This window comes from Lentzea cavernae, assembly GCF_014653695.1.
GTDB lineage: Bacteria > Actinomycetota > Actinomycetes > Mycobacteriales > Pseudonocardiaceae > Lentzea > Lentzea cavernae.
Genome location: NZ_BNAR01000010.1, coordinates 66,115 through 91,095, shown reverse-complemented (window position 1 = coordinate 91,095; position 24,981 = coordinate 66,115). Strand labels below are relative to the sequence as shown.

The following is a 24,981-nucleotide window of genomic DNA, read 5'->3' as shown; positions in this document are numbered from 1 at the left end:
TCCTCGCCCCTCTCCCCGTGAAAGCCCGCTGATCTTATCGGGCCACCGTGAGGCGCGCGGGCCGGTCACGTCCCCCGCGCCGTTCACACAACTCTGAGTGGGTGTCAGGCGGTCCGGTTCCAGCTGCTCCGGGGCGTTCGAGCAGGTACCGGCGCCGTGCTCAGAGGCCTTCGCTCGTCCAGGAACCGTTGTACAGGTACGGGGGCAGGTACTCCGACGTGACCTCGATCGGGATGCCCGCGTCGTGCGCCACGCTCGTCAGCCCCAGGGGGCCGACGGCGACGAACCCGTTCGGGGACTCCTCGTTCTCGTCGGTGGACCAGAGCTCCCGGTACAGCTCCAGCGACTCCGCGAGCGCCTGGTTGAACTGCTGCTCGCGGCCGGCGTTGACGATGTTGTGGAACAGGTTCAGCTGCGGGAACGCGGTGACGCGCACGTGCTCGCGATTCACCGGGTCGACCTCGTCCGGGGCGGTGGCCTTCAGCGCCGCGTTCAGGGCTTCGTGCACACCGGGCTGCTGGAGGTTGAACTTCTGGAACATGTCGACCATGAGGAAGACGTAGTCCGGCTCCTCGCTGCCCGACGCGCGCAGCACCTCGACGGGCACCTCGCTGAGCTGCTGGGTCTTCGCGACGTCCCTGGCGACGGCCGCCAGGTAGTTCGCGGTGAGCCAGGTGCCGCCGGACGCGAAGTACACGGGGCCCGTCGCGGTGACCGGGATCTGCTTGCCCTGCAAGGTGATCTCGACCGTCGCGCCTTCCTCGGCCGTCGCGACGGCGTAGATCGCGGCACCGACCTCCGCGGCGAAGCAGAGGCTGTCCCAGGTGTCGCCGTTGCTGCCCATCGGGTCGACCGCGCACCGGTGACCGAGGTGGCTGAGCGCGTCCCTCATCAACCCGCTCAGCGCGATCGTGCGGACGTTCGCGAGGGAGTCGATCGTCTCCGCGATCCGCCGCTCGATCTTTTTCAGCTGCTTGGCGGACCAGTCCGGATCGACCTCGTGTCGGCTGACCTCGACCACCTGGTGCTCACTCCTCGGTTTCCGTCTGCCACTTCATCTTGAAGTGCTTCGTCTCGTAGCCGTCGTAGACGTCGACGCGCCCGTCCGGGTACTTGTCGTTGTAACCGTGCTCCCGCTTGTAGGCGTCGAGCTCGGCCGGCGACAGGTCCTTGACGTCGTCCGCGTGGTGCTTCTGGAGGTAGTCGTCGAGACCCATCTCCTTGACCTTGGCCTGCGTCACAACGTACTCGACACCGGGGTGGTTCGGGTCCCGGCTGGCCGTCAGCAGACGTTCGCCGAGCTCGTTCTCCCGCAGGTAGGCGGCCTTCAGCTCGTCGACCTTCGCGTCCACCTCGGTCTTGCTCAGACCCTTGGCCTCGAGGTCGGCGCGCATGGTCTTCTCCGCCTTGGGGGAGAGCTCGCGGTCGCGCATCTCCTCGGCGATCTTCTCGAAGTACGTGTCGTGACCCTGCTTGACGAGCACGTTGTCGCCGTTGAGCGCGTTGCCGAGCTGGGCGCTCGGGCCCTTCGCCTCGACCACGACGAGCCTGCCGTCGCCGGTCTCCCACACCTGGTCGAACCGGCCGCTGCCGGGCAGACCGGGGTCAACGCGCGACGGCGGCGGCGGACCGGGGTAGATCTCGGGCGTCGAGTGCATGCCCGCGCGGTCGCCGAGCTCCTCGCCGATCTTGGTGAGACGCGCCTGAGCGGCCTTCTCCTCGGGCGACTTGTCCTCGGCGTCCCTCTGGTTCTGGTTCTCCGTCCGGCGTTCGTCGACCAGGTCCTGGTTCTCGCGCCGGAGCTCCGGGTCGACGTCGTCGCCGCGGGAGGTGTCCACCTTGTCCTTGTGGAAGTCCGGCGGGATCGGCGTCTGGTCCTCGGACAGCACGTACTCGTCGCCCTGCTTGCGCACCGGCGGCACCGGGTCGCCGTTGGCGTCGGTGATCATCTGTTCCTTGCGAGGGGTCCGTCCCTGGGCGTCCTCGTCGAGGTAGTACTTCTTCCGGTAGTCCGGATCGTTGACCTTCTCCTCCATGGACGCCTTGGGGTTGCGCGTCTCGATCTCCACGGGCGCGGGATCGATGTGGCGCTTGCCGTTGGGGTCGTCGCCGCGGTCCCTGGCGTCGCTGGGGTCGAGGTCCCTGTCCTTGTCCGACGTACCGGGCGCGAACCCGTCGTCCCCGGTCCTGTGGGACGACCCGTCCGGGTGGTGGGTCTCCCACTCGCCGTTCGGGGGGATCCGCGGCTGGCGGGTGCCGTCGGGGAGGATCTCGGGGTCGCTCGTGAAGACGCGGCCGTTGGCGTCGGTCCACGCCGGCTTGGTGGGGGCCAGGACGGGCGCGTCGAGGTGCCGGGACAACTGCCGCGCGAAGTCGTTGCTGGCCGCGTCGCACCCGATCAGGCGCACGGGCCTGCTGCCGTCGTAACCGGAGCGGCGGAGCATGTCCGCGTACTCCCTCGGCGTGTAGTCGTGACCGCCGATGCGGGCCCGGCCGTCTGGCGTGACGTGGACGTCCGCGGTGAAGTACCGCGGGTCGTTGGGGACCCGGTGCGGCAGGTCGCCCATGTCCCGGTCGCCGCCGTGGTGCGAGATGCCGGCCGGGGTGGTCTCGGCGTGCCGCTGGTGGGCTTCCTCGGGGGACGGGCGGTCCGCGGGAGGGGCGTCCTGGTTGTTGGGGCTGTCCGGGTCGCCGTCGTGCGGCTTGTCCGGGGTGCCGTCGTGGGGCTTGTCGGGGGAGTGGTCCGGGGTGGCGTCGTGCGGCCTGTCGGCGTCCGGGCCGTGGGGCGTGTCGGCGTCGGGGCGGCGGGGTGCGTCGGCGTCGGGGCGGTGCGGGGTGGCGGCTTCCGGGCGGGTGCTGTCCGGGGCGCGGTGGGGGGCTTCGGCGGTGTCGGTGCCGCGGTGACGGGGGCCGTCCGGGGTATGGGGTCGCGATCCGTCGGGGCGGGTGCCGTCGGGCCGGGTGCCATCAGGCCGCGATCCGTCGGGACGGCTGCCATCGGGCCTGGTGCCATCGGGCCTGGTGCCATCGGGCCTGGTGCCGTCGGGGCGGGAACCGTCAGGCCGCGATCCGTCAGGCCGCGATCCGTCGGGACGGGTGCCGTCAGGGCGGGTGCCGTCGGGGCGGCTGCCATCTGGGCGGGATCCGTCAGGACGTGAGCCGTCGGGACGGTTGCCGGGGCCGTTGCCGTCCGGGCGGGACGGGCTGTCGGGGCGGTGCGGCGCGTCCGGACGGGACGGTGAGTTGGGGCCACCGTGCGGGGCGTTCGGGCTGTGGGGCGTGTTGGGGCCGTGAGGCCCGTTGGGGCCGCCGCGGGGTCCGTTGGGTCCTTGGGGCGCGTTCGGGTTGTGTGGTGCGTTGGGGCTGTGCGGCCCGTTGGGGGCGTGCGGTGAGTTGGGGCCACCGTGCGGGGCGTTCGGGCTGTGGGGCGCGTTCGGGTGTGAGGGTGCGAACGGGCCGTTGTGGGGGGCGTCGGGACGGGAGGACGGCGTGGTGGTGCCGTGTGGTCCGTCTGGGCGCGAGGGTCCGCCGTGGGGGCCGGACGGAGGCGTGTTCGGGGTGGTGGGGCGGCCCTGGGGTGCGTCCGGGCGTGATGACGGTGCGCTGGGGGCGTCCGTGCGGGCCTGGGGGACGTTCGGGCTGTGAGGGGCCGACGGCTGCGGGCGCATCGGGGCGTCGCCGCGAGGGGCGTTCGGCGTGCCTGCCGAGGGCGCGTGCGGGGGCCCTGAGGACGGGGTGTGCGCCGATGGCGTGGAAGGGGCGTGTGGTGCTGCCGCCGAGGGGGTGGTGGCGCGGCTCGGGGGAGTCGCGTCGGGGCGGCCCGCGTTCGGGGCGCCGGTGGAGGGGCTGTGCGGAGCGCCCGCTGAGGGGGCGTGAGGCATGCCGCCTGAGGGTGCGCCTCCCGAAGGCATCGATGGCGACGACGGCATCGATGGGGAGGAAGGCATCGAGGGGGACGACGGCATGGACGGGCGGGCGGGGGCGTCTGCCCTGGCCGCTGAGGTCGAGGCGTCGGGGGTGCGTGGGGCTGGGGCGCCGGAGCCGAGGTCGCCGCGGCTGCCGGGGGTGCCGGTCCAGGCCTGGCCACCTGCCGGGGGACGGCCGCCCGCGGGGGACGAGGGGGCGTTGCCGCCGGCGTTCGGGGCGCCGCCGCCCATCGGGCCTGCCTGGGACGGGACCGACGGGGAGCCGTCGGGGGTGCGGGGTGCGGCGGGGGCCTGCGGGGTGTCCATGCGTGGCGGGGCCTCGGGGGGTGCCACGGAGGACTGGACGGTCTGGCCGGTGTTGCGGGGAGCCGGGGCGTCCGGAGTGGACGACGGGGCGTGCGGTGGCGCGCTCGGGCCCGATGGTGCTGACCCGCCTGGGGACGACGAGCCGTCCGGTGTGCGCGGGGCCGACGGTGCCGAGGCGTTGTCGGGCGCGCGGGACGGGGAGTCGGGGGCGGAGCTGTCCGGGGTGCGCGACGGGGCGTCCGGGCTCGACGGGCTGTCGGGCGCGCGCGAGGGTGACGGTGCCGAGGGCGGGGACGCCGACGACGGCGACGAGCTGTCCGGGGCCCGCGAAGGCGCGTCCGGTGCCGAGGGAGACGACGGCGAACCTGGCGAAGAAGGCGAACCCGGCGACGACGGTGAGGAAGGCGAAGTGTCCGGAGAGGACGGTGAGGAAGGCGAAGTGTCCGGAGAGGACGGTGAGGAAGGCGACGACGGGGAGTTCGGGGAGTTCGGGGAGTTCGACGACGGCGAGCTGTCCGGAGTGGACGAAGGTGAGCCGTCGGGCGAGGAGGACGAGGGTGTGCCGCGACCGCCGGAGGGGGACAGGTCCGGGGCGTCGGTGGAGTGGAACAGGCCGCCGGGCTTGATGGACTTCGTGGAGATGACGTCGAGGCCGGTGACCTTGCCGACCAGCTTGCCGACGACCTTCATGATCTTCGTGAAGATCTCGACCAGACGGCCCAGCAGCGGCGAGACCTTCTTGATGGTCTTGATGAGCTTCTGGATCAGCTCACCGATGCGCGTGGCCCACTTGGAGATCGCGGTCACGGCCTGCGCCACGATCACCGGCGTGCCGAAACCCAGGGTGAACACGGCCTCCAGCACCCAGGTGATCAGCTTCGCGACGAGGTCGGCGATCAGGTCGCGGACCATCTCGCGCACGAACCCGACGACCATGCCCATCACGCCGACCACGGTGCCGACCGAACCCGCCGTGGACGCGGCGCCGGACAACGCGTCGAGCTGCTCGCCGGCGGCCTTGCGGTAGGAGTCGGCCGCGGAGCCGGTCCACTCGCCGGTGCCGTCGACGGCGGCCTTGTAGTCCCCGGCGATCTTGCCGAGCTCCGCCGAGACGTTGCCCCACGTCGTGGAGTACGACTGGATCACCGGCGGGTCGCCAGCCAGCCAGTCCAGCGCCTCCTTGAGCGGCTGCATGTGCTCCATCAGGAACGACGCCGCGGAGGACAGCAGGGTGCCGAACGGGTCGATCGCCATCGAGGCGGCGTCGGCGACCAGGCCGACGACACCGAGGCCGCCCTCGATCCAGCTGCCCTCGGAGATGCCCTTGTACGCGTCGACGGCCGAGTCGGCGATCGAGAAGCCGGTGGCCCAGCCGTTGTCACCGGTGCCCGCGTTGAAGAAACCGGACGGCTCGGCGGGAGCCTGCGCCACCAACGGGTTCGGCGAGGACATCAGGCACCGCCCTTGAGGGTGCGGGTGATCTGGTCCTCGACCTCTTGGTAGTGCTTGGCGGTGTCGGTGACCTTCTTGGCGGTGGCGTCCATGGCCTCCGCCGCGCCCTTCAGCGCGTCCAGGCCCCACTGCTCGACCGGGTCGAGCAGCATCCGGAACGGCTGGCAGATGATCCCGTACGCGTCAGTCGGCATCGACACGGTGTTCGCCGCGTCCACTGCTCCCTGCAAACGCCCGTGCAGGCCCTCCAAGGCCTTGGCGTGCGCTTCCAGCACGTCGGAGGTGACGTGGAAACCACCGGAAGTCATCGAACCCCCTCAAGTTCGAGCAGCGGACAGAAAGATCAGGAGAGCACGGACTCCCCGCCGAAGTCGTCGTCATCGTCTGACGGCGGCCGGCGGCGCGGGGGAGGCGGTGGCGTCGGGCGTGCGGGTGGCGGTGCGTCGTCGTCCACCCGGAAGTTGATCTCGTTGCGGTCGTACGGCGTGCGCGTCGGCTCCTCCGCGGGAGGTGCCGGGAAGTTCTTCTTGGCCTCGTTGAACAGCACGTTGGCCGTCTCGTCCTGCGTGCCGATCGTCTCGGCCATGGCTTCCTGCAACAGCTCGGGAATGCGCGACTGCGCGCGCTGCAGGAGCTTCATGATCTCGCCGCTGACCTCGGCCATGCGCTTGCCGGAGGCGGACTCGTTGATCACGAGGTTCTGCAGGATCCCGTTGGACCCGACCAGGATCTCGATCGAGCCGTCCTGAGACCGCTCGGAGATCGTCATCCCCTGGACGCGCGTCGCCATCTCCTGATAGCGGGCGGCGCGTTCCTGGATGTTCTGGTTCCAGTTCGCGAGCATCTGCTCGGACCCGGCGATGTCCTCGGGCACCGGTGGTTCCCTCCTGAAGCGGCGGCGGACTCAAAGGATGACGCAGCCGGATCCGATCTCGTTCCACCCTCGGGTCAAATCGGCCGGAAAGACGAGCGGCGTCCCACTGAACGGACCAGTGGGACGCCGCGGGGTCGTTCACACGGGATCTAGTTCACGCCGAGCAGGTCGACGACGAAGATCAGCGTCTCGTTGGGCTTGATCGCGCCACCGGCACCGCGGGCGCCGTAGCCCAGGTGCGGCGGGATGACCAGCTTGCGCCGGCCGCCGACCTTCATGCCCTGCACGCCCTGGTCCCAGCCCGCGATGACGCGGCCGCCGCCGAGCGGGAACTGGAACGCCTCGCCGCGGTCCCAGGACGCGTCGAACTGCTCGCCGGACGAGTGCGCGACACCGACGTAGTGCACGGACACGAACTGCCCGGCCGTGGCCTCCGCACCGTCGCCGACGGTGATGTCCTCGATCAGCAGGTCGGCGGGCGCCGGGCCGTCGTGCGGGTCGACCTCAGGCTTCGTGGGGGCCATCACAACTTCCTCTCGAACGGGGGTGTTCGCGGTCGATCCAATCACGCGAGGACCGGCGCGGCCGAATGGCCTACGCGGACCAGCCCTACCCGGCCCACGAGAACTCATGTCTTTCTTTAATCACCACCGGCCCTGCAGCCGGAGGGACACAACAGAAGAAGGAGACGATCATGGCGGCAACCCTGCACCGCCTCCGGTCACTGCTCGGCGCGGCACTGGCGGCGGCAACGCTGTCCATGGCCTGCGTCAGCGTGGCCGAAGCAGCTCCTGCCCCGACCGCCGACGGCGAGTTCGGCACCCAGATCGTGGGTGGCACGCGCGCGAGCACGTCCACCTACCCCTGGGTCGTCTACCTGGCCACCAGCAGCGGCTTCCAGTACTGCGGCGGCACTCTCGTCGCTCCCAACAAGGTCGTCACCGCCGCGCACTGCACCGTGGGCGACGCCGCGTCGGCCGTGCGGGTCGTGGCGGGTCGCGACGACAAGAACTCCACCGCCGGCACCGTCGCCCGCGTCACGAGGATCTGGATCCACCCGAGCTACCGCGACGTGACCCGCGGCTACGACGTCTCGGTGCTCACGCTCGACCGCAACCTGTCGCAGACGCCCATCCCGTTCGCCACGTCGGCGGACAGCGGGCTCTACGCCGCGGGCACCAGCTCGAGGATCCTCGGCTGGGGCACCACGTCCTCCGGTGGTTCGGCCTCGCGCTACCTGCTCACGGCCACCGTGCCGCTGACCAGCAGCTCCAGCTGCTCGAGCTCGTACGGCAGCGACTTCAACGCGACCCACATGGTGTGCGCCGGGTACGCCCAGGGCGGCACCGACACCTGCCAGGGCGACTCCGGCGGCCCGCTCGTGGCCGGCGGCAAGCTGATCGGCATCACGTCGTGGGGCGAGGGGTGCGCGGCCGCCGGTTACCCCGGCGTCTACTCCCGCGTCTCCACCTACGCGGCGCAGATCCAGGCACAGCTGTAGTGCGACGGCCGGGAAGGGGCAACCCTTTCCGGCCCCACTTACGTCCTCACACCATGAACGGCAAGAAGCTGTTGGCCGGCACCGCCGTGCTGGCCGTCGCCGGAGTGTGCGTGAGCTCCGCGGTGCGGGACGAATCTCCCGCACCACCACCGATCGCAGATCACGGGCCGGTGCGTCTCGTCGCGTTCGACTCGTGCGACGGCGCAGTGGCCGAACTGCGCCGCGCCATGGCCCCGTACGTCACCGCGTACGGACTGGGCGCCCCCACCGTGTTCACCATGGAGAGCTCGGCGACCGACTCGAGCGCGGGCGTCGCGCAGAAGGCCACGCCCGACTCGAGGAACAGCGCTACCCCGCCCGAGCAGCAGCAGGAGCACTCGACGACGAACGTCCACGAGAAGGGCGTCGACGAGCCCGACGTCGTGAAGACGGACGGAAAGCGCGTCGTCTCCATCGCCGACGGCAAGGTGCGGCTGATCGACGTCGCGAGCAGGACCGTCACGGGCACCGTCGACCTCGGCGAGCGCCGCGCGAGCCAGCTCCTGGTCTCGGGAGACCGCGCGCTGGTGGTCACCGAGGGCCCCGTGCCGATGATGAAGCCGACGATGCCGCCCGACCGCCCGTCGTACGCGCCCGAGTCCGGCACCGAGCTGGTCCTCGTGGACCTCAAGGCGCTCAAGGAGATCAGCAGCCTCAAGACCGACGGCTTCTACCTCGACGCCCGCCAGATCGGCGGCACCGCGCGGGTCGTCGTCCGTTCGCAGCCACGCCTGCCGTGGGTGTACCCGGACCAGACGACCAACGACGCGGGATCGTTGCGCCGCAACAAGGAGATCCTGCAGAACGAGCCCATCTCGTCGTGGCTGCCGCGCTACGAGCTCACCGAGAACGGCGCCAAGTCCAGCGGGACCCTGGTCGACTGCGCGAACGTCAGCCACCCCGTCGTGCACTCGGGGACGTCGATGCTGACGGTGCTGACGTTCGACCTCTCCGGTCAGCTCGGCACCGGGCAGCCGGTCTCGATCGTGGCCGACGGCGACACCGTCTACGGCACCGACCGCAGCCTCTACGTCGCCGACGACCACCGCCTGCTGCCGGAACTCCCGTCCAGGCCACCGGTCCAGCGCCCGACCAGCACGGCGATCCACCAGTTCGACATCAGCCAGGCGGGCCCGCCGAAGCACGTCGCGTCCGGCGAGGTCAACGGCACGTTGCTGAACCAGTACTCGTTGTCCGAGCACGACGGCGTCCTGCGCGTCGCCACCACGACCGGCACGGAAAGCCGTTGCTGCTGGCGGATGCCCGCGGACGTGCAGCCACCGCGGCCGCCTTCGGAGAGCTTCGTCACGACGTTGCGCCGCGACGGCGGCCAGCTGGCGAAGGTCGGTCAGGTCGGCGGTCTGGGCAAGGGCGAGCGGATCTACAGCGTCCGGTTCATCGGCAAGATGGGGTACGTCGTCACGTTCCGCCAGACCGACCCGCTCTACACGCTGGACCTCAACGACCCCAGGCAGCCCAGGGTGACCGGCGAGCTGAAGATCACCGGGTTCTCCGCCTACCTGCACCCCGCCGGTGACGGGAAGCTGATCGGCGTCGGCCAGGAGGCCACGGAGCAGGGCAGGACGACCGGCACGCAGGTGTCGTTGTTCGACGTGGCGAATCCCTCGTCACCGCAGCGACTTGCGCAGTACCACCTGCCGGGCTCCAGCTCCGAGGCCCAGTTCGACCCGCACGCGTTCCTCTTCTGGCCGCAGGACGGGACGCTCGTCGTGCCTGTGTCGACCCACAAGACGAACTACGAGGTCTCGTCGCTCGTGCTGCGGGTCGAGGGGAACCAGCTGCGCGACGGCGGCAAGATCGTCGAACCGTTCAGCGCGAACAACTACGGCGGTCCCAGGCGGACGATCGTGATCGGCGACCAGCTGTGGTCGATCTCGAACGCGGGCGTGCAGGTCAACGCGCGCAACGGTCTCGCGCAGCAGGCCTGGCTGCCGTTCACGCAATAGGTGCGCGGTCTCCGTTGAGCAGGCGGTGCGCCAGCACCGTACCGCCTGCCATCGCCGCCGGGATGACGATCAGCGCGGCCAGCGGGACCAGGCACAGCAGGTAGGTGGGGACGGCGAGGCCGAGCACCAGGCCGCGGCGCGTCGCGAGGATCTGCCTGCGCTGCTTGAACGACCGGCCGCGGCGCGTGAACGGGATGCCGGTGAGCTCGATGCCGAGCAGGTAGCCGTTGACGCACACGGCCAGCACGGGCACGACCGTCTGCCCGATCACGGGGATGAAGCCGCAGAAGAACAGGGGGATCGCGAACAGGATCGACGTGCCGACCAGCAGCAGCGTGCTGCGCAGCCCCACCACGAACCCGCGCCACCAGCCGATCTGCTCCGCGTCCGGCACACCGCCGAGCTCGTCCTCGACCTCTTCGGAGATGTACTCGTAGAACGGGCCGCCGATCATCAGCGTGATCGCGGTGAACAGCAGCACGCTCAGACCGAGCCCGGCCGCGATCACCGAGATCCCGACGGCGATCTCCACGGCCTTGCGCCAGCCGTCGCTCCACGAGTCCGCGAACCCGGTGAGCCACCCGGCGACCGCGTCGATGTTGGTGAACAGCAGCACCCAGCCGGTGAGCATCAGGACGGCCGTGATGACCGCGGGCAACGCCCCCATCAGCACGCGCTTGGGCGAGCTGAACACCAGGCTGAACCCACGCAGCAGCAGACCGACACCGGCACCGAAGTCCTTGATCACGGCCGCAGGATAGTCGGTGCACGCCCCGGATCGCGGCGAACCGCGGGAACTACCCGGGAGGGGCCGCGATGCAGGCCGTTCCGACGCGGCGGAACCCGACGCGCTCGTAGACCTTCGCGATCTCCGCGCTGCCCGCCGACAGGAACACCAGCTCCGCGCCCCGGGCCAGGGCGTCCCTGGCCAGCTCGGCCGTCACCGCGCCACCGAGCCCGCGCCTGCGGGCCGCCGGCAACGTGCCGATGCCCGCGATCTCCACGACGTCGCCCGCCCGTTGCGCGGTGCCGGACGCCAGCACGCCCTCACCGGGCACGTCGGCCACCGCGTACCGGTGCCGTCCGCCCATCGGGGCGGCCTCCGCGAGCGCCGCGTCCCGTTCCGCGGCACCGACCTCGCCCCTCGCCGTGCCCGGAGACGAGAACGCCAGCTGCGCCACCACCGTCACCTCGGCGGTCCGCGTGTCGAGCACGCGCACGTGCGGGTGCGGTTCGGGCAGCTTCTCCGGGTCGAGGACCATCAACGGTGCTTGGAGCACCTCCAAGCCGGCTTCGGCAGCGATGCCGAGCAGGTCCGGCGTCGTCTCGTGGACCCATTCGAACGCCTCGGGCACCTCGAGTTCGCGCTGCCGGGCACGCACCCGCAGGACGTCGTCCGCGGTCGGGCGGCCGCCGGGGAACCGGGGCCGCGCGTAGAACGGGTAGCCGTCGCCCGCCTGGACGAACAGCACCAGCTCGCCGTGGTCCTCGACTCGGGATCCCGGTCGGGGCACGGAGTCGTAAAAGCTTTCGAGAACGTCCCACACGGACGGTCACGCTAGCTACCTTGGGCGCCATGACGCACCGCATTTCCCGCAGCGGGACCGTGGCGGCGCTCGTCGCCCTCCTCCTGGTCCTGTCCGGGTGCGGGGGCGGTCGCGAGGACAGGTTCGTCCGGCCGGGCGAGCCCAGGGAGTCGCCGAGCGGGAACTTCGTCGCGCACGCGGAGAACGGCAGCGAGGTGCGCGTCACCGACCGCGACGGCGGTGACGTGTTCCGCAAGTCCTACGAGTACGCGACGAGTTCCCGTGCCGACGGCATCGGAGTCGTGTGGTTGTCCGAGGTGGACCAGCTGTGGGTGCTCGTCCCCGGCGACACGAGCGAGCGCGTCGAGGCGGGGCCGGACGGGGTCTGGACGGCGGTCGAGGCCGAACTACCCGGGGAGATCACGCGGCTCGGGTGACGGGTCCTTCTCACCCTTCTCGAGCCTCCTGCCGCGCTCCAGTTCCGCGTCGAACTCGGCGCCGAGCAGGATGGCGATGTTCGAGATCCACAGCCACACGAGGAAGACGATCACACCACCGAGCGAGCCGTAGGTCTTGTTGTACGAGGCGAAGTTCGCGACGTAGATCGCGAAACCGACGGTCGCGAGCGCCCAGAGCACGATCGCGAGCAGGCTGCCGGGCGAGACCCAGCGGAAGCCGGGCTGCTTCACGTTCGGGGCGGCCCAGTAGAGCACCGCGAACGCGAGGCTCACGAGCAGCAGGATGACCGGGTACTTCGCGACGTCCCACACCGCGACGACGGTGTCGCCGAGCCCGATCGCGTTGCCCACGGCGTCCGCGACCCCGCCGGTCAGCACCAGCGCGCCGAGCGTGAGCGAGATCAGCACCACCGAACCGAGCGTCAGCCCGAGCCGGATCGGCACCGTCTTCCAGAACGGACGGCCTTCCTCGACGTCGTAGACCGCGTTGCACGCGCGCATGAACGCTCCGAGGTAGCCCGACGCGGTCCAGAGCGCGGTCAGCAGACCGATGACGCCGAGCAGGCTGGCGGCGTTCTGGCTCTTCTGCAGCTCCTCGATGGACGACTTCACCAGGTCGCCGGCCTGGCCGGGCGCGACCTCGTCGACGTACTTGATCAGCTCCTGCGTCGTCGTCTCGCCCAGCAGCGCGAGCACGGACGTCAGCACGATGATCCCGGGGAACAGCGACAGCACCGCGTAGTAGGTGAGCGCGGCCGCCCAGTCCGTCAGGTTGTCGTCGTTGAACTCCTTGACCGTCCGCTTGAGGACGCCCCACCAGGCCCCTTTCGGCAGCCTGGTGGGGCTTTCGACGTCCTTACCTGCGGGCACGGCGCCAGCTGAACGAACGGGTGCCCGTGCCGACACCGGCGAGGTGCAGCGCGAGCAGCAACAGCCCGAGCACGACCAGCGTGTTCACGGTGATCACGTCACCGAGCGCTGCCTTGGCCAGGTCCAGGATCAGCGCTAAGCCGAACGAGACTGCGGCGATGATGGCCAGCATTTGTGTCCACCTCCGTGTTAGGTGAGGTGCGGATACCCACTTGTTCACGGGGGAACCGGGCCGTTCGGAGCAATGAACGTGCCATGATCGGTCCCGTGGACGTCCAGCGCTGGCAGGCAGCGGCGGTTCCGTGGTGGGTGACCAAGGTCGGACTCGTCGGTGGGTGGCTCGTCGCTTTCTACTTCGCCGCGAGCGCCGGCGAGACCCCGTGCACGGCCGCGCAACCGTGCCTGCCGGACCCGTTGTTCTCCCTCGCCGTGGTGCCGTTGCTGGCCACGCCGTTGCTGCTGGTGTTCGGCCGCGTGCTCACCGGCTGCGCGATGGGCGCCCTGTTCGGCGCGGTGGACATCGCGCTCGACGGCAGCGCGGTGGCCAACGTGGCGTTCGGGCTGCACGCCGCCGCGTGCGCGTTGGTGGCGGTGTGGACGATCAGGTCCCGCGCGGACCAGCACGAGGAAGCAGGCGCGGCGCTCATCTCGTTGCCGGGGCTCCCGCCGCAACGCGGAGTGCTGCGCGTCGTAGCCGTGCTGCTGGTCGTCTTCGGGTTCCTGACGTTCGTGCAGTACAGCCTCACCAACGACGCCATCGAGCAGCACATCGCGAACGCCAGCCGCGTCGAGGCCGAGGTCGTCGAGGTCAAGGACACCTACGAGGTGTGGGTGGAGCTGCCCGACCGGCAGCGCGCCGCGTTCCAGCCGCTCGCGCCGGAGACCTACCGGGTCGGGGACGACGTGCCGGTGCTCGCGGACGGAACGTGGGTGCAGATGGCCAACGAGCCGGAGGACGTCACGTGGTGGCTGACCATCGGGGGCGCCGCCGTGTTCTTCGCGATCATGCTGGCCGCGCGGGAACGCCGCCGCCGTGCGTTGTGGACGGTCCCGGTGAAGGCGATCAGGGTGCGCGCGCACCAGATCGGGCCGCGCCGGATCCTGTTGCGCTACGGCAAGAAGGACCTCGCCACGGTCACCACGCTGGCCGATCTCGGGCTGGAGGAGCCGCTCTACCACGACACCGAGGAGTTCGGCCGGGTGTGGCGCGGCGAGGAGGACCCGCCGCTGCAGCTCGACCCGGCCGAGGTGCTCGTCGCGGGAGAGTGGCACCACGGTGGCCAGGTGGCGTTGCTGGTCGAGGGCGAGGTGGTGGCCACCAGCACGCTGAACCGGGTGCGCCCGCGCCACACCGTCCACAGTGCACACCTGCCGGGCGAGCCGGTCACCGCCGGCAAGCCGGTCGACCTGCCGCACGCGATCTGGCCGGGTGACCGGCGGCGCGTCGAGGGCGTGGCGCTGCTGCTCGGCGCCATCGGCGCCTTGATCGCGCTGAAGTACTACCCGAACTTCATCGTGCTCGCGCTGATCGGCGTGCAGTGCGTGCTGTCGGCGGTGACGCGGTTCCAGCCGATGCTGCGCCTCGACCACAACTCGGTCGTGCTCTACACCGGCGTCTTCACCTACCGGGTGCCGTGGGCGCAACTGCACGGTGTGCGCCGTTCCGGCCCCCAGCTCATGCTCGCGTTCGGCCCGCACGGCGACGTCCTGACGACACCGCACCTGCCGGACGGGGAGGCGGGCGAGAAGGTGATGTGGGCCCGCGCCCGCTCGTTGATCGCCGAGCACCCCGGCGAACGCGTGACCCGCAGGCTCAACGTCACCGTCCTCGCCGCGGCGGCCTACGCCGCGCTGGTCCTGTTCATCTGAGCTTCGCCACCGCCTGGAGCAGGCGGTCCACATCGGACTCGTCGGTGTACGGCCCGATGCCCGCCCGCACGGCTCCCTTGTCGCCCAGGCCCAGCCACCGCGAGCACTCCAGCGCGTAGAAGTGCCCGGCGGGCGCGTTCACACCCTCGGCCCCGAGCCGGCGGTAGACCTCGGCCGGATCCAGGCCGTCGACGGAGAACAGCACGGTCGGCGTGCGCGACACGGCTTTGCTGTAGACGCGCACACCGAGCTCCTTGAGACCGGTCTCCATCTTCTCGCGCAGGCCCAGCTCGTACTCCTCCAGACCCTCGAGCGACCGCATGAACTCGACGGCGGCGGTCGTCCCGGCCAGCAACTCGTAGGGCAGCGTGCCCAGCTCGAACCGCTCCGGCACGGCGTTGCTCGACGGCAGCAGCTTGTCCGGCCGCAACGTCTCCAGCAGCTCCGGAGCCGAAGCCAGCACGCCCAGGTGCGGGCCGAGGAACTTGTACGGCGAGCACACGAAGAAATCGGCGTCCAACGCCTCCACGTCGACCGGCACGTGCGGTGTGTAGTGCACGCCGTCGACGTAGACGAACGCCGCCATCTCGTGGGCGGCCCTGGCGATCTCCGCGACGTTCGGGCGCGTGCCGAGCAGGTTCGACGCGGCCGTGATCGCGACGACGCGCGTGCGGTCGGACAGCAGCTTCGTCACCGACTCGACGGGCAGCTCGCCGGTCGTGCGGTCGAACGACGCCCATCGCACGGTGGCGCGTGCCGCCTCGGCCGCCTGCACCCACGGCCTGATGTTGGCGTCGTGGTCGATCCTGGTCACGATGATCTCGTCGCCCGGCCGCCAGTTCTTCGACAGCGTGCGAGCGAAGTCGTAGGTCAGCTGGGTCATGCTGCGCCCGAACACGATGCTGCCGGCGTTGAGGAACTCCGCCATGGTGCGCCGTGCGGTCCGCACGATCTCCTCGGCCCGGCGTTCGGAGGCCGTGACGCTGCCGCGGTTCGAGACCGCCGAGATCATCGTCTCCCTGACGGCGTCCGCGACGACGTCGGGCACCTGCGCGCCGCCGGGCCCGTCGAAGTGCGCGGCTCCCTCGCGCAACGCGGGGAAGTGGGCGCGGACCGCAGCGACGTCGTAGACCATGCCCTCATGGTGCTTCAGCACCCACGAATCGGGAAAGGATCAACCGTAGGGTCATCACCTGTTCGGTGGCGTCGAAGTCGGGGTCGATCAGCCTGCCGAACAGGCCGTCGACCAGTCCCTGCACCCAGGTGGCGGCCGTCAGCGCGCTCACCGGGAGGGCGATCTGACCGGCGTCGTGCGCCTGCTGGAGCAACACGGCCAGTTCGTCGCGCACGGCCTGCTCGTTGCGGCCGACCAGGTCCCACAGCTCCTGGTCGCGGCTGGCCTGCGCCACGACCTCCAGCACCAGCCCCGCGATCTCCCGGTGGAGCGCGGGTTCGCAGAGGTGGCCGAGCACCAGCTGGACGCCGTCCCACGGGCTCAGCTCGCGGGCCTGCGCGAACACGGCCGCGTTGTCCTCGGCGTCCTGCACGAAGATCTCGCGGAAGATCGCCCGCTTGGTGGGGAAGTAGTGGAAGAGGCTGCCGGTGCTGATGTCCGCGGCCCTGCAGATCTCCGCGACGGTCGTGCGTTCGAAGCCCTTCTGGGCGAACAGGCCCGCCGCGGTGTCGGTGATGTGCCGCTTCTTCTCCGCGTGCTTGACCGGGTCTACCGTTCGCACCTGTAGTACTGCCTCTTCTTCTCGTCCCGCACGGAGACGCCGCGTTTGCGGATCTCCCGCGCCAATTCTGCGGCCTCCGCGGTCTCGTACTTCGAGATGGCCTTCCTACGCGCCGTGAACAGGGCGTTCACGTCCGCCGGCAGCTCGGGCGCGTGCTCGACCCACATCCGGAACTCGTGCGCGAACGGGTCCGCGTCGCGCCAGCGGTAGCCCTGCTCGGTGAAGGCCCGTTCGAGCCTCGCCCTGCTCAGGTCCGAGGTCTCGCGGGCCAGTTCGGCGCCCCGGGGCGAGAGCAGCACGAGCTGCTTGCCGTCCGCGAACACCGACTCGACCTCGTCGCGGCCGAAGCCGAACGTCTTGTCGTCCTTGTGCAGCGTGACCCGTGCGTGGCCGACCTCGACCGACATCATCTCCTTCGCCCAGAACAGCGCGAAGACGAAGCCCGCGACCGCGCCGATCGTGATGGCCGCGAGCGTCACCCACGGCTCCGGCACGTTCGTGGCCAGCTCGAACACGCCCTGGAACGGGAACCACCCCAGCGTCGTGATCCACCCGGCTGCCAGCTTGAGCCCCCACACCGCGGCGGCGCCGACGGCCGGGCACGCGACCCAGATGCCGTACCGGACCACCGCGGTCTCCTGCACAGTCGTCATGCGCGGAATACTAGACCGAGCGCTCGGTTTATTGTGGTTATGGCAGGTAGAAGGTCAGGAGATCGCTGCTGATCGGGGGAAACAGGGCGTTCATCAGCGCCTTCTGCGGGCCCGGGTAGACGTCGGTGTGCAGCTGTCGCAGGCCGTCGATGCCGTGCGGTCCGAAGAGCAACGACGCGAGGAGGTCCGGTGCGATGCCCGCGCCGCCCTCCGAACCGGGCGCGAGCAGCGTGCCGCCCCACTCGTACGGGCCCATCTCCGTGCCGTCCCAGCGGAAGCGGACGTGCGTGCGGAAGAAGCCGAGCACCACGTCGGCGGGGTCCTGGCCGCGCAGGCGTCGCGTGAAGACCGGCCGCAGGTGCTCCAGCAACCCCGGGACGTCCGGGATCCGCACCAGGTACTGCTTCACGTCGGGGTCGTCCGAGCCCAGGAACTGCTCCAGCACCGGCAGCCGTTCCATGACCTCGTCCGGGTTCACCAGCGCCACCAACGCCTTCACGGCGTCGTCGTCGATGCCGGTGATCTCGCCCAGCACGACGTCGCCCTCCTCGGGAGGCGTGCTGCGGCCGCTGGCGACCGGGCTGCCGTCGCGGTCGACGATCCACGTGGTGGAGCCGGTGCGGTTGACCAGCCAGCGCCAGCAGGCGGTGCTGTGGCCCATGCGCAGGTCGGTGGTTCGCTGCGTGTCGTCCTGGAAGCGTTGGAGCACGGGGATGTCGGCTTCGGTGGCACGCCGGATCGTGTGTGCCGCAACGGGTTCGGGCTTGGTCGTCAGCTTGCGGGTCTGCTTGACCGGGATCGAGTAGGTGTAGCCGAACTGGCGGTAGAAGTACGGGATGCCGATCATGACCTGGACCAGGTGGCCGCGTTGCCGCGACCGGTTGTGCGCCCAGTTCATCAGCTGCCGCACCAGGCCCCGGCCCTCGTACTCGGAGTCGGTGGCGACCTGTTCGACCTGACCCGCCGGGATGTCGAGACCGGCGAGCGTCACCGTCTCGTCCATCAACGTGGCGGTGGAGACGATCCGGTCGCCGTCCGCGGCGACCCCGACCCAGTCGCTGCCCGCGTCCGGGTCGGTCATCAGCAGGCGGGCGTCGACGCCGTCGCTGGGGTCCATGCGCGAGACGACGAGCTTCTCGACCTGGTCCACGTCTTCGGGGCGCGAGGTGCGAATGTCCACTTCCGGAGTGTTTCCAGGGCGGTGGTTGTCCGCAAACGGATTTACGGTCGTCCGCATGGACTGGAACAAGCAGTTGACCGACCAGCTCGAGTTCCACTGGAACATCCAAGCGAGGCCGCGGCTCGAGGGCCTGACCGACGCCGAGTATTTCTGGGAGCCCGTGCCCGACTCGTGGACGGTGCGCGGGGACAACTCGATCGACTGGGAGTACCCGCCGCCCTCGCCGACGCCGGTCACGACCATCGCGTGGCGGATGACGCACATCATCGTGGGCGTGTTCAACGCGCGCACGGCGTCGCACTTCGGTGGACCGCCCGCCGACCACGCGACGTGGCAGAACGCGATGACGGCGGACGAGGCGTTGAAGCAGCTGGACGACGCCTACGAGGCGTGGATGGCCGGCGTGCGCACGGCCGACCTGGCGAAGGCCGTCGGTCCGGCGGAGGGGCCGTTCGCCGCCGAGCCGATGGCTACCCTGGTGCTGCACATCAACCGCGAGGTGATCCACCACCTGGCGGAGATCGCGCTTCTCCGTGACCTGTACCTGAGGGAGAGCTAGGCACCTGGAAGTGCCTACTTTCTAGAAGTTGGCGCTAACTGCAAGATGGTGCCCATCGAGAACATCGAAGGGGATCATCATCATGCGAGTCATCACGCAGAAGACCGTGGGCGACGCTTCCGTGCTGGAGGTCGCCGACGTCGCGACGCCCGTCGCCGGACCGGGCGAGGTGCTGGTCAAGGTGGGGGCGGCGGGCGTGAACCCGGTCGACACCTACATCCGCGGCGGTGGGTTCCCCGCGCTCGGGGAGCCGCCGTTCACGCTGGGCTGGGACGTCGCGGGCACCGTCGAGCAGGCCGGTGAGGGGTTCGCCGCCGGGGACGAGGTCTACGGGCTCCTCGACTTCCCCGGCACGGGTGGCGGTTACGCGGAGTACGCCGTTCTGAAGGCCACCAGCCTGGTGAAGCGTCCCTCCTGGCTGACCCTCGAGCAGGCCGGTGCGACGCCGATGGTGGCGCTGACGGCGTGGCAGGCACTCGGCCGGGGCGGGGTCTCCGCCGGTCAGCGCGTGCTGGTCCACGCGGCGGCCGGTGGGGTCGGGCACGTCGCGGTGCAGATCGCCAAGGCACGGGGCGCGTACGTGATCGGCACGGCGTCGGCGGCGAAGCACGACTTCCTGCGCTCGCTCGGGGTGGACGAGGTGATCGACTACCGCCACCAGGACTTCACGGAGATCGAGCCGGTCGACGTCGTGCTGGACACGGTCGGCGGGGAGTACGCCGAGCGCTCGGCCGGGGTTCTCAAGCCCGGTGGCGTGCTCGTGTCGATCATTCCCGGCAACCCAGGTTTTGACGTTGACCGAGCTTCCGCGCTCGGAATTCGTTTCGAGCTGGTCCTGAGCGTGGTCGCGTCCGGTGCCGACCTCGCCGCGTTGCCGCAGCTCAAGGTGCAGATCGACCACGCGGTGCCGCTCGCGGAGGCCGCAAAGGCGCACGAGCTCGTCGAATCGGGGCGCACGACGGGCAAGGTCGTCCTGGTGCCGTGACCACTCGTTAACCGTGCGTTGACCATGTACACCGATCGTGTGCGAAACATCCACACGATCGGGGAGTGCTCATGGCGCGGTGGAGTCCACTTGCTTTAGTCGTCGCTTTGTTGGCGGCGGTCGGCCTGTACGGGTCGACCGCCGCGGTCGCTGCAGCTCCGCTCACGGTCGCGCAGGCGATCAGCCAGCAGAACGGGTCGTCGGCGACGGTCCGCGGGTACGTCGTCGGCCAGCCCACGGCGACGACCACGGTCATCCGTTCGGGTTGTCCGAACGACTACGCGCTCGCGCTGGCCGACTCGGCGTCCACGACCAGCACCTCGAGCATGGTCTACGTGCAGATCCCGTCGTCGTTCCGTTCGGCGTGGGGCCTTCGCACGAACCCCTCGTTGCTCGGCAGGCAGATCGACGTCACGGGCTCCCTGAGCGCGTACTTCTCGCACGCCGGCCTGACGTCGTCCACGGCGTTCGCGTTCGCCGGCACGACGCCGCCACCCACCACCACGACGACCTCACCCCCACCTGGTGGCGGTGGCGACTACTACGCCGCGGCCAACGGCAAGACCGGCGCGGCGTTGAAGTCGGCCCTGAACGGCATCATCCGCAACCAGACCAAGCTGAGCTACGACCAGGTCTGGGACGCGTTGAAGGCCACGGACCAGGACCCGGCCAACGCGAACAACGTCAAGCTGCTCTACAGCGGAATCTCACTGCCGAAGACCTCGAACGGTGGCGGCGGCGACCAGTGGAACCGCGAACACGTCTGGGCGAAGTCGCACGGTGACTTCGGCACGGCCACCGGTCCCGGCACCGACGTCCACCACCTGCGCCCCGAGGACGTGTCGGTCAACGCCGCGCGCGGCAACCTCGACTTCGACAACGGCGGCTCGCCCGTGACCCAGGCGCCGGGCAGCCTCGCCGACGGTGACTCATTCGAGCCGCGCGACGCGGTGAAGGGCGACGTCGCGCGGATGATCTTCTACATGGCCGTGCGCTACGAGGGCAACGACGGCTACGTGAACCTCGAGATCAACAACTCGGTGTCCAACGGCTCCCAGCCGTACATCGGCAAGCTGTCGGTCCTCAAGCAGTGGAGCCAGCTGGACCCGCCGGACGCGTTCGAGCGCAACCGCAACCAGGTGATCTTCGACCGGTTCCAGCACAACCGGAACCCGTTCATCGACCACCCGGAGTGGGTCGCCTCTATCTGGCCGTGAGTCGTTCGAGGAAGGGGCGCTGCGCGGAGACGATCTTCGCGCTCGCCTCTTCCACGCTGAACCACTGAACGCGGTCGACCTCGGGGAACGACTTGAGCTTCCCCGACTTCGGCGGCCACTCCATCTCGAACGTTCCCGGCGTGACGGCCCCGGGGTCCAGATCGCCCTCGAGCGCCCAGACCGTGATGACCTTGCCGGACCCCTTGGCCTCGCCGAGTTCGACGAGCTCGCCCTCGGGCGCCGGCAGCCCGAGCTCCTCCTCGAACTCGCGGCGCGCGGCCTGTTCGGGCGTCTCGTCGTCGCCGTACTCGCCCTTCGGCACGGACCACGCGCCGGCGTCCTTGCGGGCCCAGAACGGGCCGCCCATGTGCCCCAGCAGCACCTCGAGCTGGGTGGTTCGTCTGAACAGGAGGATCCCGGCCGACCGTTTCATACTGTCCAGCATGGCGGACTGGGTCCTGCACGTGGACCTCGACCAGTTCATCGCGGCGGTCGAGGTGCTGCGCGACCCGTCGTTGCGCGGCAGGCCGGTGGTGGTCGGCGGCAACGGCGACCCGACCGAACGCGCGGTCGTGGCCACCGCGTCCTACGAGGCGCGCGAGTTCGGCGTGCGCTCGGGCCTGCCGCTGCGCACCGCGTTCAAGAAGCTTCCCGACGCCGTCTACCTGCCGGTCGACCACGCCCTGTACGAGGCCGCGTCGACGGACGTGATGGCCGTGCTGCGCTCGTTGCCGGTGGTCGTCGAGGTGATGGGCTGGGACGAGGCGTTCGTCGGCGTCTCGGCGGACGACCCGGTCGAGTTCGCGCGGTCGGTGCAGGCGGCGGTCCTGTCCGGGACGGGCCTGCACTGCTCGGTGGGCATCGGCGACAACAAGCTGCGCGCCAAGATCGCCACCGAGTTCGGCAAGCCCGCCGGTGTCTTCCAGCTGACCCGCGAGAACTGGGCCGAGGTGATGGGGCACCGCCCGACGTCCGCGCTGTGGGGCATCGGCGCCAAGACCTCGAAGAAGCTCGCCGAACTGGGCCTCGTCACCGTCTCCGACCTGGCCTCGGCCCCGGTGGACGCGCTGGCCGCCCGGTTCGGCCCGCGGATGGGTCCCCACTTCCGCGGGGTCGCCCAGGGCGCGGGGGACACGGCCGTGAGCGCGACGCCGTGGGTGGCCAAGTCCCGGTCGCACGAGAAGACCTTCCAGCAGGACCTCTCGTCGATGGACGACATCCGCCGCGAGGTCGTGGCACTGGCCCACCAGGTGGCTCTTGATGTCGTCGCCGACGGACGCCCTGCCGTGCGCGTGGGCGTGAAGGTGCGGTTCGCGCCGTTCTTCACCAAGGTCCGGCTGATGAAGCTGCCAGCGCCGACGTCCTCTGCGGACGAGCTGGCGGCGGCCGCCCTGACCGTGCTGGACCGCTTCGAACACGGCCGGGCCGTACGTCTTCTTGGAGTACGCGCGGAATTCTTTGACGATGATGTCGAACCGAAAGCTTCTTCTTCGACGTATCAGTAAGTAGAGGATTCACCGCTAGGAGAAGAAGATGACCGACTCATCACTGACACACCGCGACCGCGCCGTTCTCAAAGCAGTGGCCGACGGCCGTTGCGAGATCGCCGGCAGCTCCCTGCTCGTCGACGGCCTGTGCTGCGCCGACCAGTTCGTCGGCCTGCGCCTCCGATCTGCGGGCCTGATCAGCGCCCGTCCAGGCCCCGCCGCACTGACCACGGCGGGTTACGAGATGCTCGCAGCCTGACCTCTGCGGAAGATCGACATCAGGTACTTGTTCGAGAACCGATAACCGCCGTCTGACATTCGGAACGGTTCAACAGCGGCCCTGATTTTCTTCACGACTTCCTCCTCGCCCTCCTTCTCGATGACGCGCTGGTAGCTGCCCACGCTCAGGAAGCCGCGCAGCATCGTCGCCTCGTCGGGATGAACCTGGGGAATGTCGATCGTGATTTCTTCCCGCGCCTCGGGCAACCTCGCACCCCTGCGCGCACTCGACCCCCGCACTTGGCGTCCGATCGTGAGCAGATCGCTCTGCTCTTCCGGGTGCCACTGGCACACGATCACGTAGTCCTTGCTGACCCTGACCGCTTCTTGGAACGCCTCGTCGGGGTCGTCGGCGAAGAACAACGCGTTGAACGCCGTCACGACGTCGAACGTCCCGTCCTGCCAGGGCAAGCGCCCCAACGGCAACTCGCGGAACTCAGCCGCACTCGCCTGCCGCGCCACCGCGATCATCTCTTCGGAGATGTCGATCCCGGTGGCCTTCGCCCCCGCTTCCGTTGCCAGGGCGCAGAACTCGCCGCTGCCGCACGCCAGGTCGAGCACCGTCGTGCCTTCGGTGATGCCGGTGCGTTCGATCGCGGTTTTCCAGGCGGGCACGGACATCTTGGCGCCGAGCACCGCCCGCTCCGCCGCCCCGCGTCCCCACAGTTCGCTTTCCCGCGTCATGGCCGCGACCCTAATCCGCTGGCCAAGGCGTGGATCATGGGGAGATGGGTGTTCTGGCGCGGGTGCTGCGGTCGGTGGGCGGCGAGGAGGCGCTGGACCGGCTGGCGAGCCTGTCCGGCAGCGACCTGACGAGCTTCCTGCTCGCGTTGTCACGGAGGCGCGCCCAGGCCTTGTCCGGTCCCGATGTGTTGCGCCAGTACCGTTCCGACCGCTTCGTGGCACCCTCCGCCGTCCCGTTCCCCGTCCTGCGCGCCGCCGAAGACCGCCTCTTGGCCGCACTGCCCCCGTCGTTCTCCGTCCTGGGGCTGGCTCCTTTGGCACCGCTGGGGACGTGTTCCGCCGTGGCTCTCATGGACCAGAACAACGTGGTGTCGACCGTGCGCGGCACCGAGGTCGCGGCCGACCCGACGAACGCGCTGGCGTTGGAAGCCGCGCTGCTGCGCCAGGCCGGACCCGACGACGTGCGGCTGGCGGCGGTACAGCGCGTGGTGCGGGCGCAGATGTTCAGCGGTGCCGGGAGGTTCGCGCACTTCACGTTGTTCGCCGCGGTGTCGGCCGGACGTGATCGCGGCTCGCTTGCGTTCGAGCGTGAGCACTTCGCTGAGCACGTGGCGTTTCTGCGTTCGGCGTGTGGTGACGTCGAGTTCCGCGTGACGGTGCTGGATCCGCGGTTCGAGGTGGTGCGCGGGGATCTGCCCGCTGACCCTTCGCGGGAGACCGGGTACTACAAGGGGTTGTGCTTCAAGGTGTTCCGCGATGGTGTGGAGATCGGGGATGGTGGGTTCGTCGACTGGACTGCGCGGTTGACCGGTAACCGCAAGGAGCGGTTGCTGATCAGCGGTGTGGGGGTGGACCGCTTCGCCACGCTCTGATTCCAAGTCATATCAACGATTGCTGTTGTGACATGTCCTTGAAATGTCCTCTTTCCCTTGTGGCGGCGTACCTCTGGTGGTGTTGATGGACGTCTGCATTGATTTACTCTGAGCTGTGGCCTCGTCGGGTTGGAGGCGTTCCCTCCCCCCCGCCATCCCGGGGTGCACGTGGGTGGCCGGGCCGAGGACGGTGGGTTCGGTCGGGGACCCCGGTGCGATGGGAGCGACGATGACGGCAGAGCTCAGGTGGATCCGAAGCTCCTACAGCAGTGGTGGAAGCGAAGCTTGCGTGGAGTTCGCTGCCGACGCGCCGACCTCTGTCCTGGTGCGTGACTCGAAGGACGGATCTGGATCCCTGGTTCGTTTCTCTTCATCGGCTTGGACCGCCTTCGTGCGGTTGGCTGCGGCGTCCTGAGCCCGTCTCGCCGGTGAGTTAGCTAGATCGAGCGAATCGCTCAAGTGCGGTGCGATTCTGGCGCGATCTTGACCCGACCCTGCCTAAAGTTGCCTGCGCCCAGCAGTGTAGAACATGTCACTTTAA

The 24,981-nt window shown here is 69.8% G+C and carries 26 protein-coding genes; 11 read left to right on the top strand and 15 right to left on the bottom strand.

Annotated features, from left to right (window positions below; all coding sequences use genetic code 11):
- Positions 1-160 precede the first annotated feature (160 nt).
- The 5 genes from IE307_RS29410 to IE307_RS29390 all read right to left on the bottom strand — a co-directional run bounded on the left by IE307_RS29410 (position 161) and on the right by IE307_RS29390 (position 7,082).
- Positions 161-1,021, bottom strand: a complete 861-nt coding sequence (locus tag IE307_RS29410; protein WP_191302635.1) for an immunity 49 family protein — start codon at positions 1,019-1,021, stop codon at positions 161-163.
- 7 nt (positions 1,022-1,028) lie between these two features.
- Positions 1,029-5,684 (bottom strand): DUF8616 domain-containing protein, encoded by a 4,656-nt coding sequence (locus tag IE307_RS29405; protein ID WP_191302634.1) that lies wholly within the window; start codon positions 5,682-5,684, stop codon positions 1,029-1,031.
- Complete coding sequence (locus tag IE307_RS29400) at positions 5,684-5,992, bottom strand: type VII secretion target (RefSeq protein WP_191302633.1); 309 nt, start codon at positions 5,990-5,992, stop codon at positions 5,684-5,686. Before IE307_RS29400 ends, IE307_RS29405 begins: the two co-directional genes overlap by 1 nt.
- Before the next feature lie 35 nt (positions 5,993-6,027).
- Positions 6,028-6,558 (bottom strand): YbaB/EbfC family nucleoid-associated protein, encoded by a 531-nt coding sequence (locus tag IE307_RS29395; protein WP_191302632.1) that lies wholly within the window; start codon positions 6,556-6,558, stop codon positions 6,028-6,030.
- Between the two features lie 149 nt (positions 6,559-6,707).
- Entirely contained in the window at positions 6,708-7,082 is a 375-nt protein-coding gene (locus IE307_RS29390; RefSeq protein WP_191302631.1) for an FKBP-type peptidyl-prolyl cis-trans isomerase, read from the bottom strand.
- Between the two features lie 170 nt (positions 7,083-7,252).
- Here IE307_RS29390 and IE307_RS29385 point away from each other — a divergent pair, with 170 nt between their 5' ends.
- Together IE307_RS29385 and IE307_RS29380 are read left to right on the top strand one after the other, a co-directional pair.
- A complete protein-coding gene (locus IE307_RS29385; RefSeq protein ID WP_191302630.1) occupies positions 7,253-8,059 on the top strand; it encodes a S1 family peptidase in 807 nt (268 codons plus the stop codon).
- Positions 8,060-8,112: 53 nt separating this feature from the next.
- The gene (locus IE307_RS29380; protein ID WP_191302629.1) at positions 8,113-10,065 is read left to right on the top strand and encodes a beta-propeller domain-containing protein; all 1,953 of its coding nucleotides are present in this window, start codon (positions 8,113-8,115) and stop codon (positions 10,063-10,065) included.
- Here the strand turns inward: IE307_RS29380 and IE307_RS29375 are convergent.
- Positions 10,055-10,813, bottom strand: coding sequence for an EI24 domain-containing protein (locus tag IE307_RS29375; RefSeq protein ID WP_191302628.1), 759 nt, complete (start codon positions 10,811-10,813; stop codon positions 10,055-10,057). The genes IE307_RS29380 and IE307_RS29375 overlap by 11 nt on opposite strands.
- Positions 10,814-10,862: 49 nt before the next feature.
- Complete coding sequence (locus IE307_RS29370) at positions 10,863-11,612, bottom strand: GNAT family N-acetyltransferase (protein WP_229905188.1); 750 nt, start codon at positions 11,610-11,612, stop codon at positions 10,863-10,865.
- A 29-nt stretch (positions 11,613-11,641) separates the two neighbouring features.
- On the opposite strand from IE307_RS29370, the gene IE307_RS29365 reads away from it, so the two are divergent.
- Positions 11,642-12,028, top strand: a complete 387-nt coding sequence (locus IE307_RS29365; RefSeq protein WP_191302627.1) for a hypothetical protein — start codon at positions 11,642-11,644, stop codon at positions 12,026-12,028.
- Here IE307_RS29365 and IE307_RS29360 read toward each other — a convergent pair.
- Positions 11,999-12,919, bottom strand: coding sequence for a YihY/virulence factor BrkB family protein (locus tag IE307_RS29360; protein ID WP_191302626.1), 921 nt, complete (start codon positions 12,917-12,919; stop codon positions 11,999-12,001). The genes IE307_RS29365 and IE307_RS29360 overlap by 30 nt on opposite strands.
- Positions 12,906-13,091 carry a hypothetical protein gene (locus IE307_RS29355; RefSeq protein WP_191302625.1) on the bottom strand — a complete coding sequence of 62 codons (186 nt, stop codon included), beginning with the start codon at positions 13,089-13,091 and terminating at the stop codon, positions 12,906-12,908. The genes IE307_RS29360 and IE307_RS29355 overlap by 14 nt, the downstream gene beginning before the upstream one ends.
- 83 nt (positions 13,092-13,174) lie before the next feature.
- Here IE307_RS29355 and IE307_RS29350 point away from each other — a divergent pair, with 83 nt between their 5' ends.
- Positions 13,175-14,788 (top strand): hypothetical protein, encoded by a 1,614-nt coding sequence (locus IE307_RS29350; RefSeq protein ID WP_191302624.1) that lies wholly within the window; start codon positions 13,175-13,177, stop codon positions 14,786-14,788.
- Here IE307_RS29350 and IE307_RS29345 read toward each other — a convergent pair.
- From IE307_RS29345 to IE307_RS29330, 4 genes are read right to left on the bottom strand one after another with little or no spacing between them, the layout of a single operon-like run.
- Positions 14,781-15,923, bottom strand: a complete 1,143-nt coding sequence (locus IE307_RS29345) for a cysteine desulfurase-like protein (RefSeq protein WP_191302623.1) — start codon at positions 15,921-15,923, stop codon at positions 14,781-14,783. The two genes, IE307_RS29350 and IE307_RS29345, sit on opposite strands and share 8 nt — an antisense overlap.
- A gap of 4 nt (positions 15,924-15,927) precedes the next feature.
- Positions 15,928-16,524, bottom strand: coding sequence for a TetR/AcrR family transcriptional regulator (locus IE307_RS29340; protein ID WP_191302622.1), 597 nt, complete (start codon positions 16,522-16,524; stop codon positions 15,928-15,930).
- A complete protein-coding gene (locus IE307_RS29335; protein WP_191302621.1) occupies positions 16,512-17,177 on the bottom strand; it encodes a YqeB family protein in 666 nt (221 codons plus the stop codon). The genes IE307_RS29340 and IE307_RS29335 overlap by 13 nt, the downstream gene beginning before the upstream one ends.
- A 37-nt stretch (positions 17,178-17,214) precedes the next feature.
- Positions 17,215-18,357, bottom strand: coding sequence for a GNAT family N-acetyltransferase (locus tag IE307_RS29330; protein WP_229905186.1), 1,143 nt, complete (start codon positions 18,355-18,357; stop codon positions 17,215-17,217).
- Positions 18,358-18,412: 55 nt separating this feature from the next.
- Between IE307_RS29330 and IE307_RS29325 the strand changes: the two genes are divergently transcribed.
- The 3 genes from IE307_RS29325 (at position 18,413) to IE307_RS47680 (ending at position 21,118) form a co-directional block, all read left to right on the top strand.
- Positions 18,413-18,916 carry a DinB family protein gene (locus tag IE307_RS29325; RefSeq protein WP_191302619.1) on the top strand — a complete coding sequence of 168 codons (504 nt, stop codon included), beginning with the start codon at positions 18,413-18,415 and terminating at the stop codon, positions 18,914-18,916.
- A gap of 82 nt (positions 18,917-18,998) precedes the next feature.
- Complete coding sequence (locus IE307_RS29320; protein WP_229905184.1) at positions 18,999-19,901, top strand: NADP-dependent oxidoreductase; 903 nt, start codon at positions 18,999-19,001, stop codon at positions 19,899-19,901.
- Positions 19,902-19,972: 71 nt separating this feature from the next.
- Complete coding sequence (locus IE307_RS47680; RefSeq protein WP_191302618.1) at positions 19,973-21,118, top strand: endonuclease; 1,146 nt, start codon at positions 19,973-19,975, stop codon at positions 21,116-21,118.
- On the opposite strand, the gene IE307_RS29310 is transcribed toward IE307_RS47680, so the two are convergent.
- Complete coding sequence (locus IE307_RS29310) at positions 21,105-21,551, bottom strand: NUDIX hydrolase (protein ID WP_229905182.1); 447 nt, start codon at positions 21,549-21,551, stop codon at positions 21,105-21,107. The genes IE307_RS47680 and IE307_RS29310 overlap by 14 nt on opposite strands.
- A 10-nt stretch (positions 21,552-21,561) precedes the next feature.
- Here IE307_RS29310 and IE307_RS29305 point away from each other — a divergent pair, with 10 nt between their 5' ends.
- Both IE307_RS29305 and IE307_RS29300 read left to right on the top strand, forming a co-directional pair.
- Positions 21,562-22,623 carry a DNA polymerase IV gene (locus tag IE307_RS29305; protein ID WP_191302616.1) on the top strand — a complete coding sequence of 354 codons (1,062 nt, stop codon included), beginning with the start codon at positions 21,562-21,564 and terminating at the stop codon, positions 22,621-22,623.
- A gap of 28 nt (positions 22,624-22,651) precedes the next feature.
- Complete coding sequence (locus tag IE307_RS29300; protein ID WP_191302615.1) at positions 22,652-22,864, top strand: hypothetical protein; 213 nt, start codon at positions 22,652-22,654, stop codon at positions 22,862-22,864.
- Here IE307_RS29300 and IE307_RS29295 read toward each other — a convergent pair.
- Entirely contained in the window at positions 22,843-23,568 is a 726-nt protein-coding gene (locus IE307_RS29295; protein ID WP_191302614.1) for a class I SAM-dependent methyltransferase, read from the bottom strand. The genes IE307_RS29300 and IE307_RS29295 overlap by 22 nt on opposite strands.
- Positions 23,569-23,612: 44 nt before the next feature.
- Between IE307_RS29295 and IE307_RS29290 the strand changes: the two genes are divergently transcribed.
- Complete coding sequence (locus IE307_RS29290) at positions 23,613-24,440, top strand: hypothetical protein (protein WP_191302613.1); 828 nt, start codon at positions 23,613-23,615, stop codon at positions 24,438-24,440.
- 217 nt (positions 24,441-24,657) lie between these two features.
- Complete coding sequence (locus tag IE307_RS29285; RefSeq protein WP_191302612.1) at positions 24,658-24,855, top strand: DUF397 domain-containing protein; 198 nt, start codon at positions 24,658-24,660, stop codon at positions 24,853-24,855.
- Positions 24,856-24,981 lie beyond the last annotated feature (126 nt).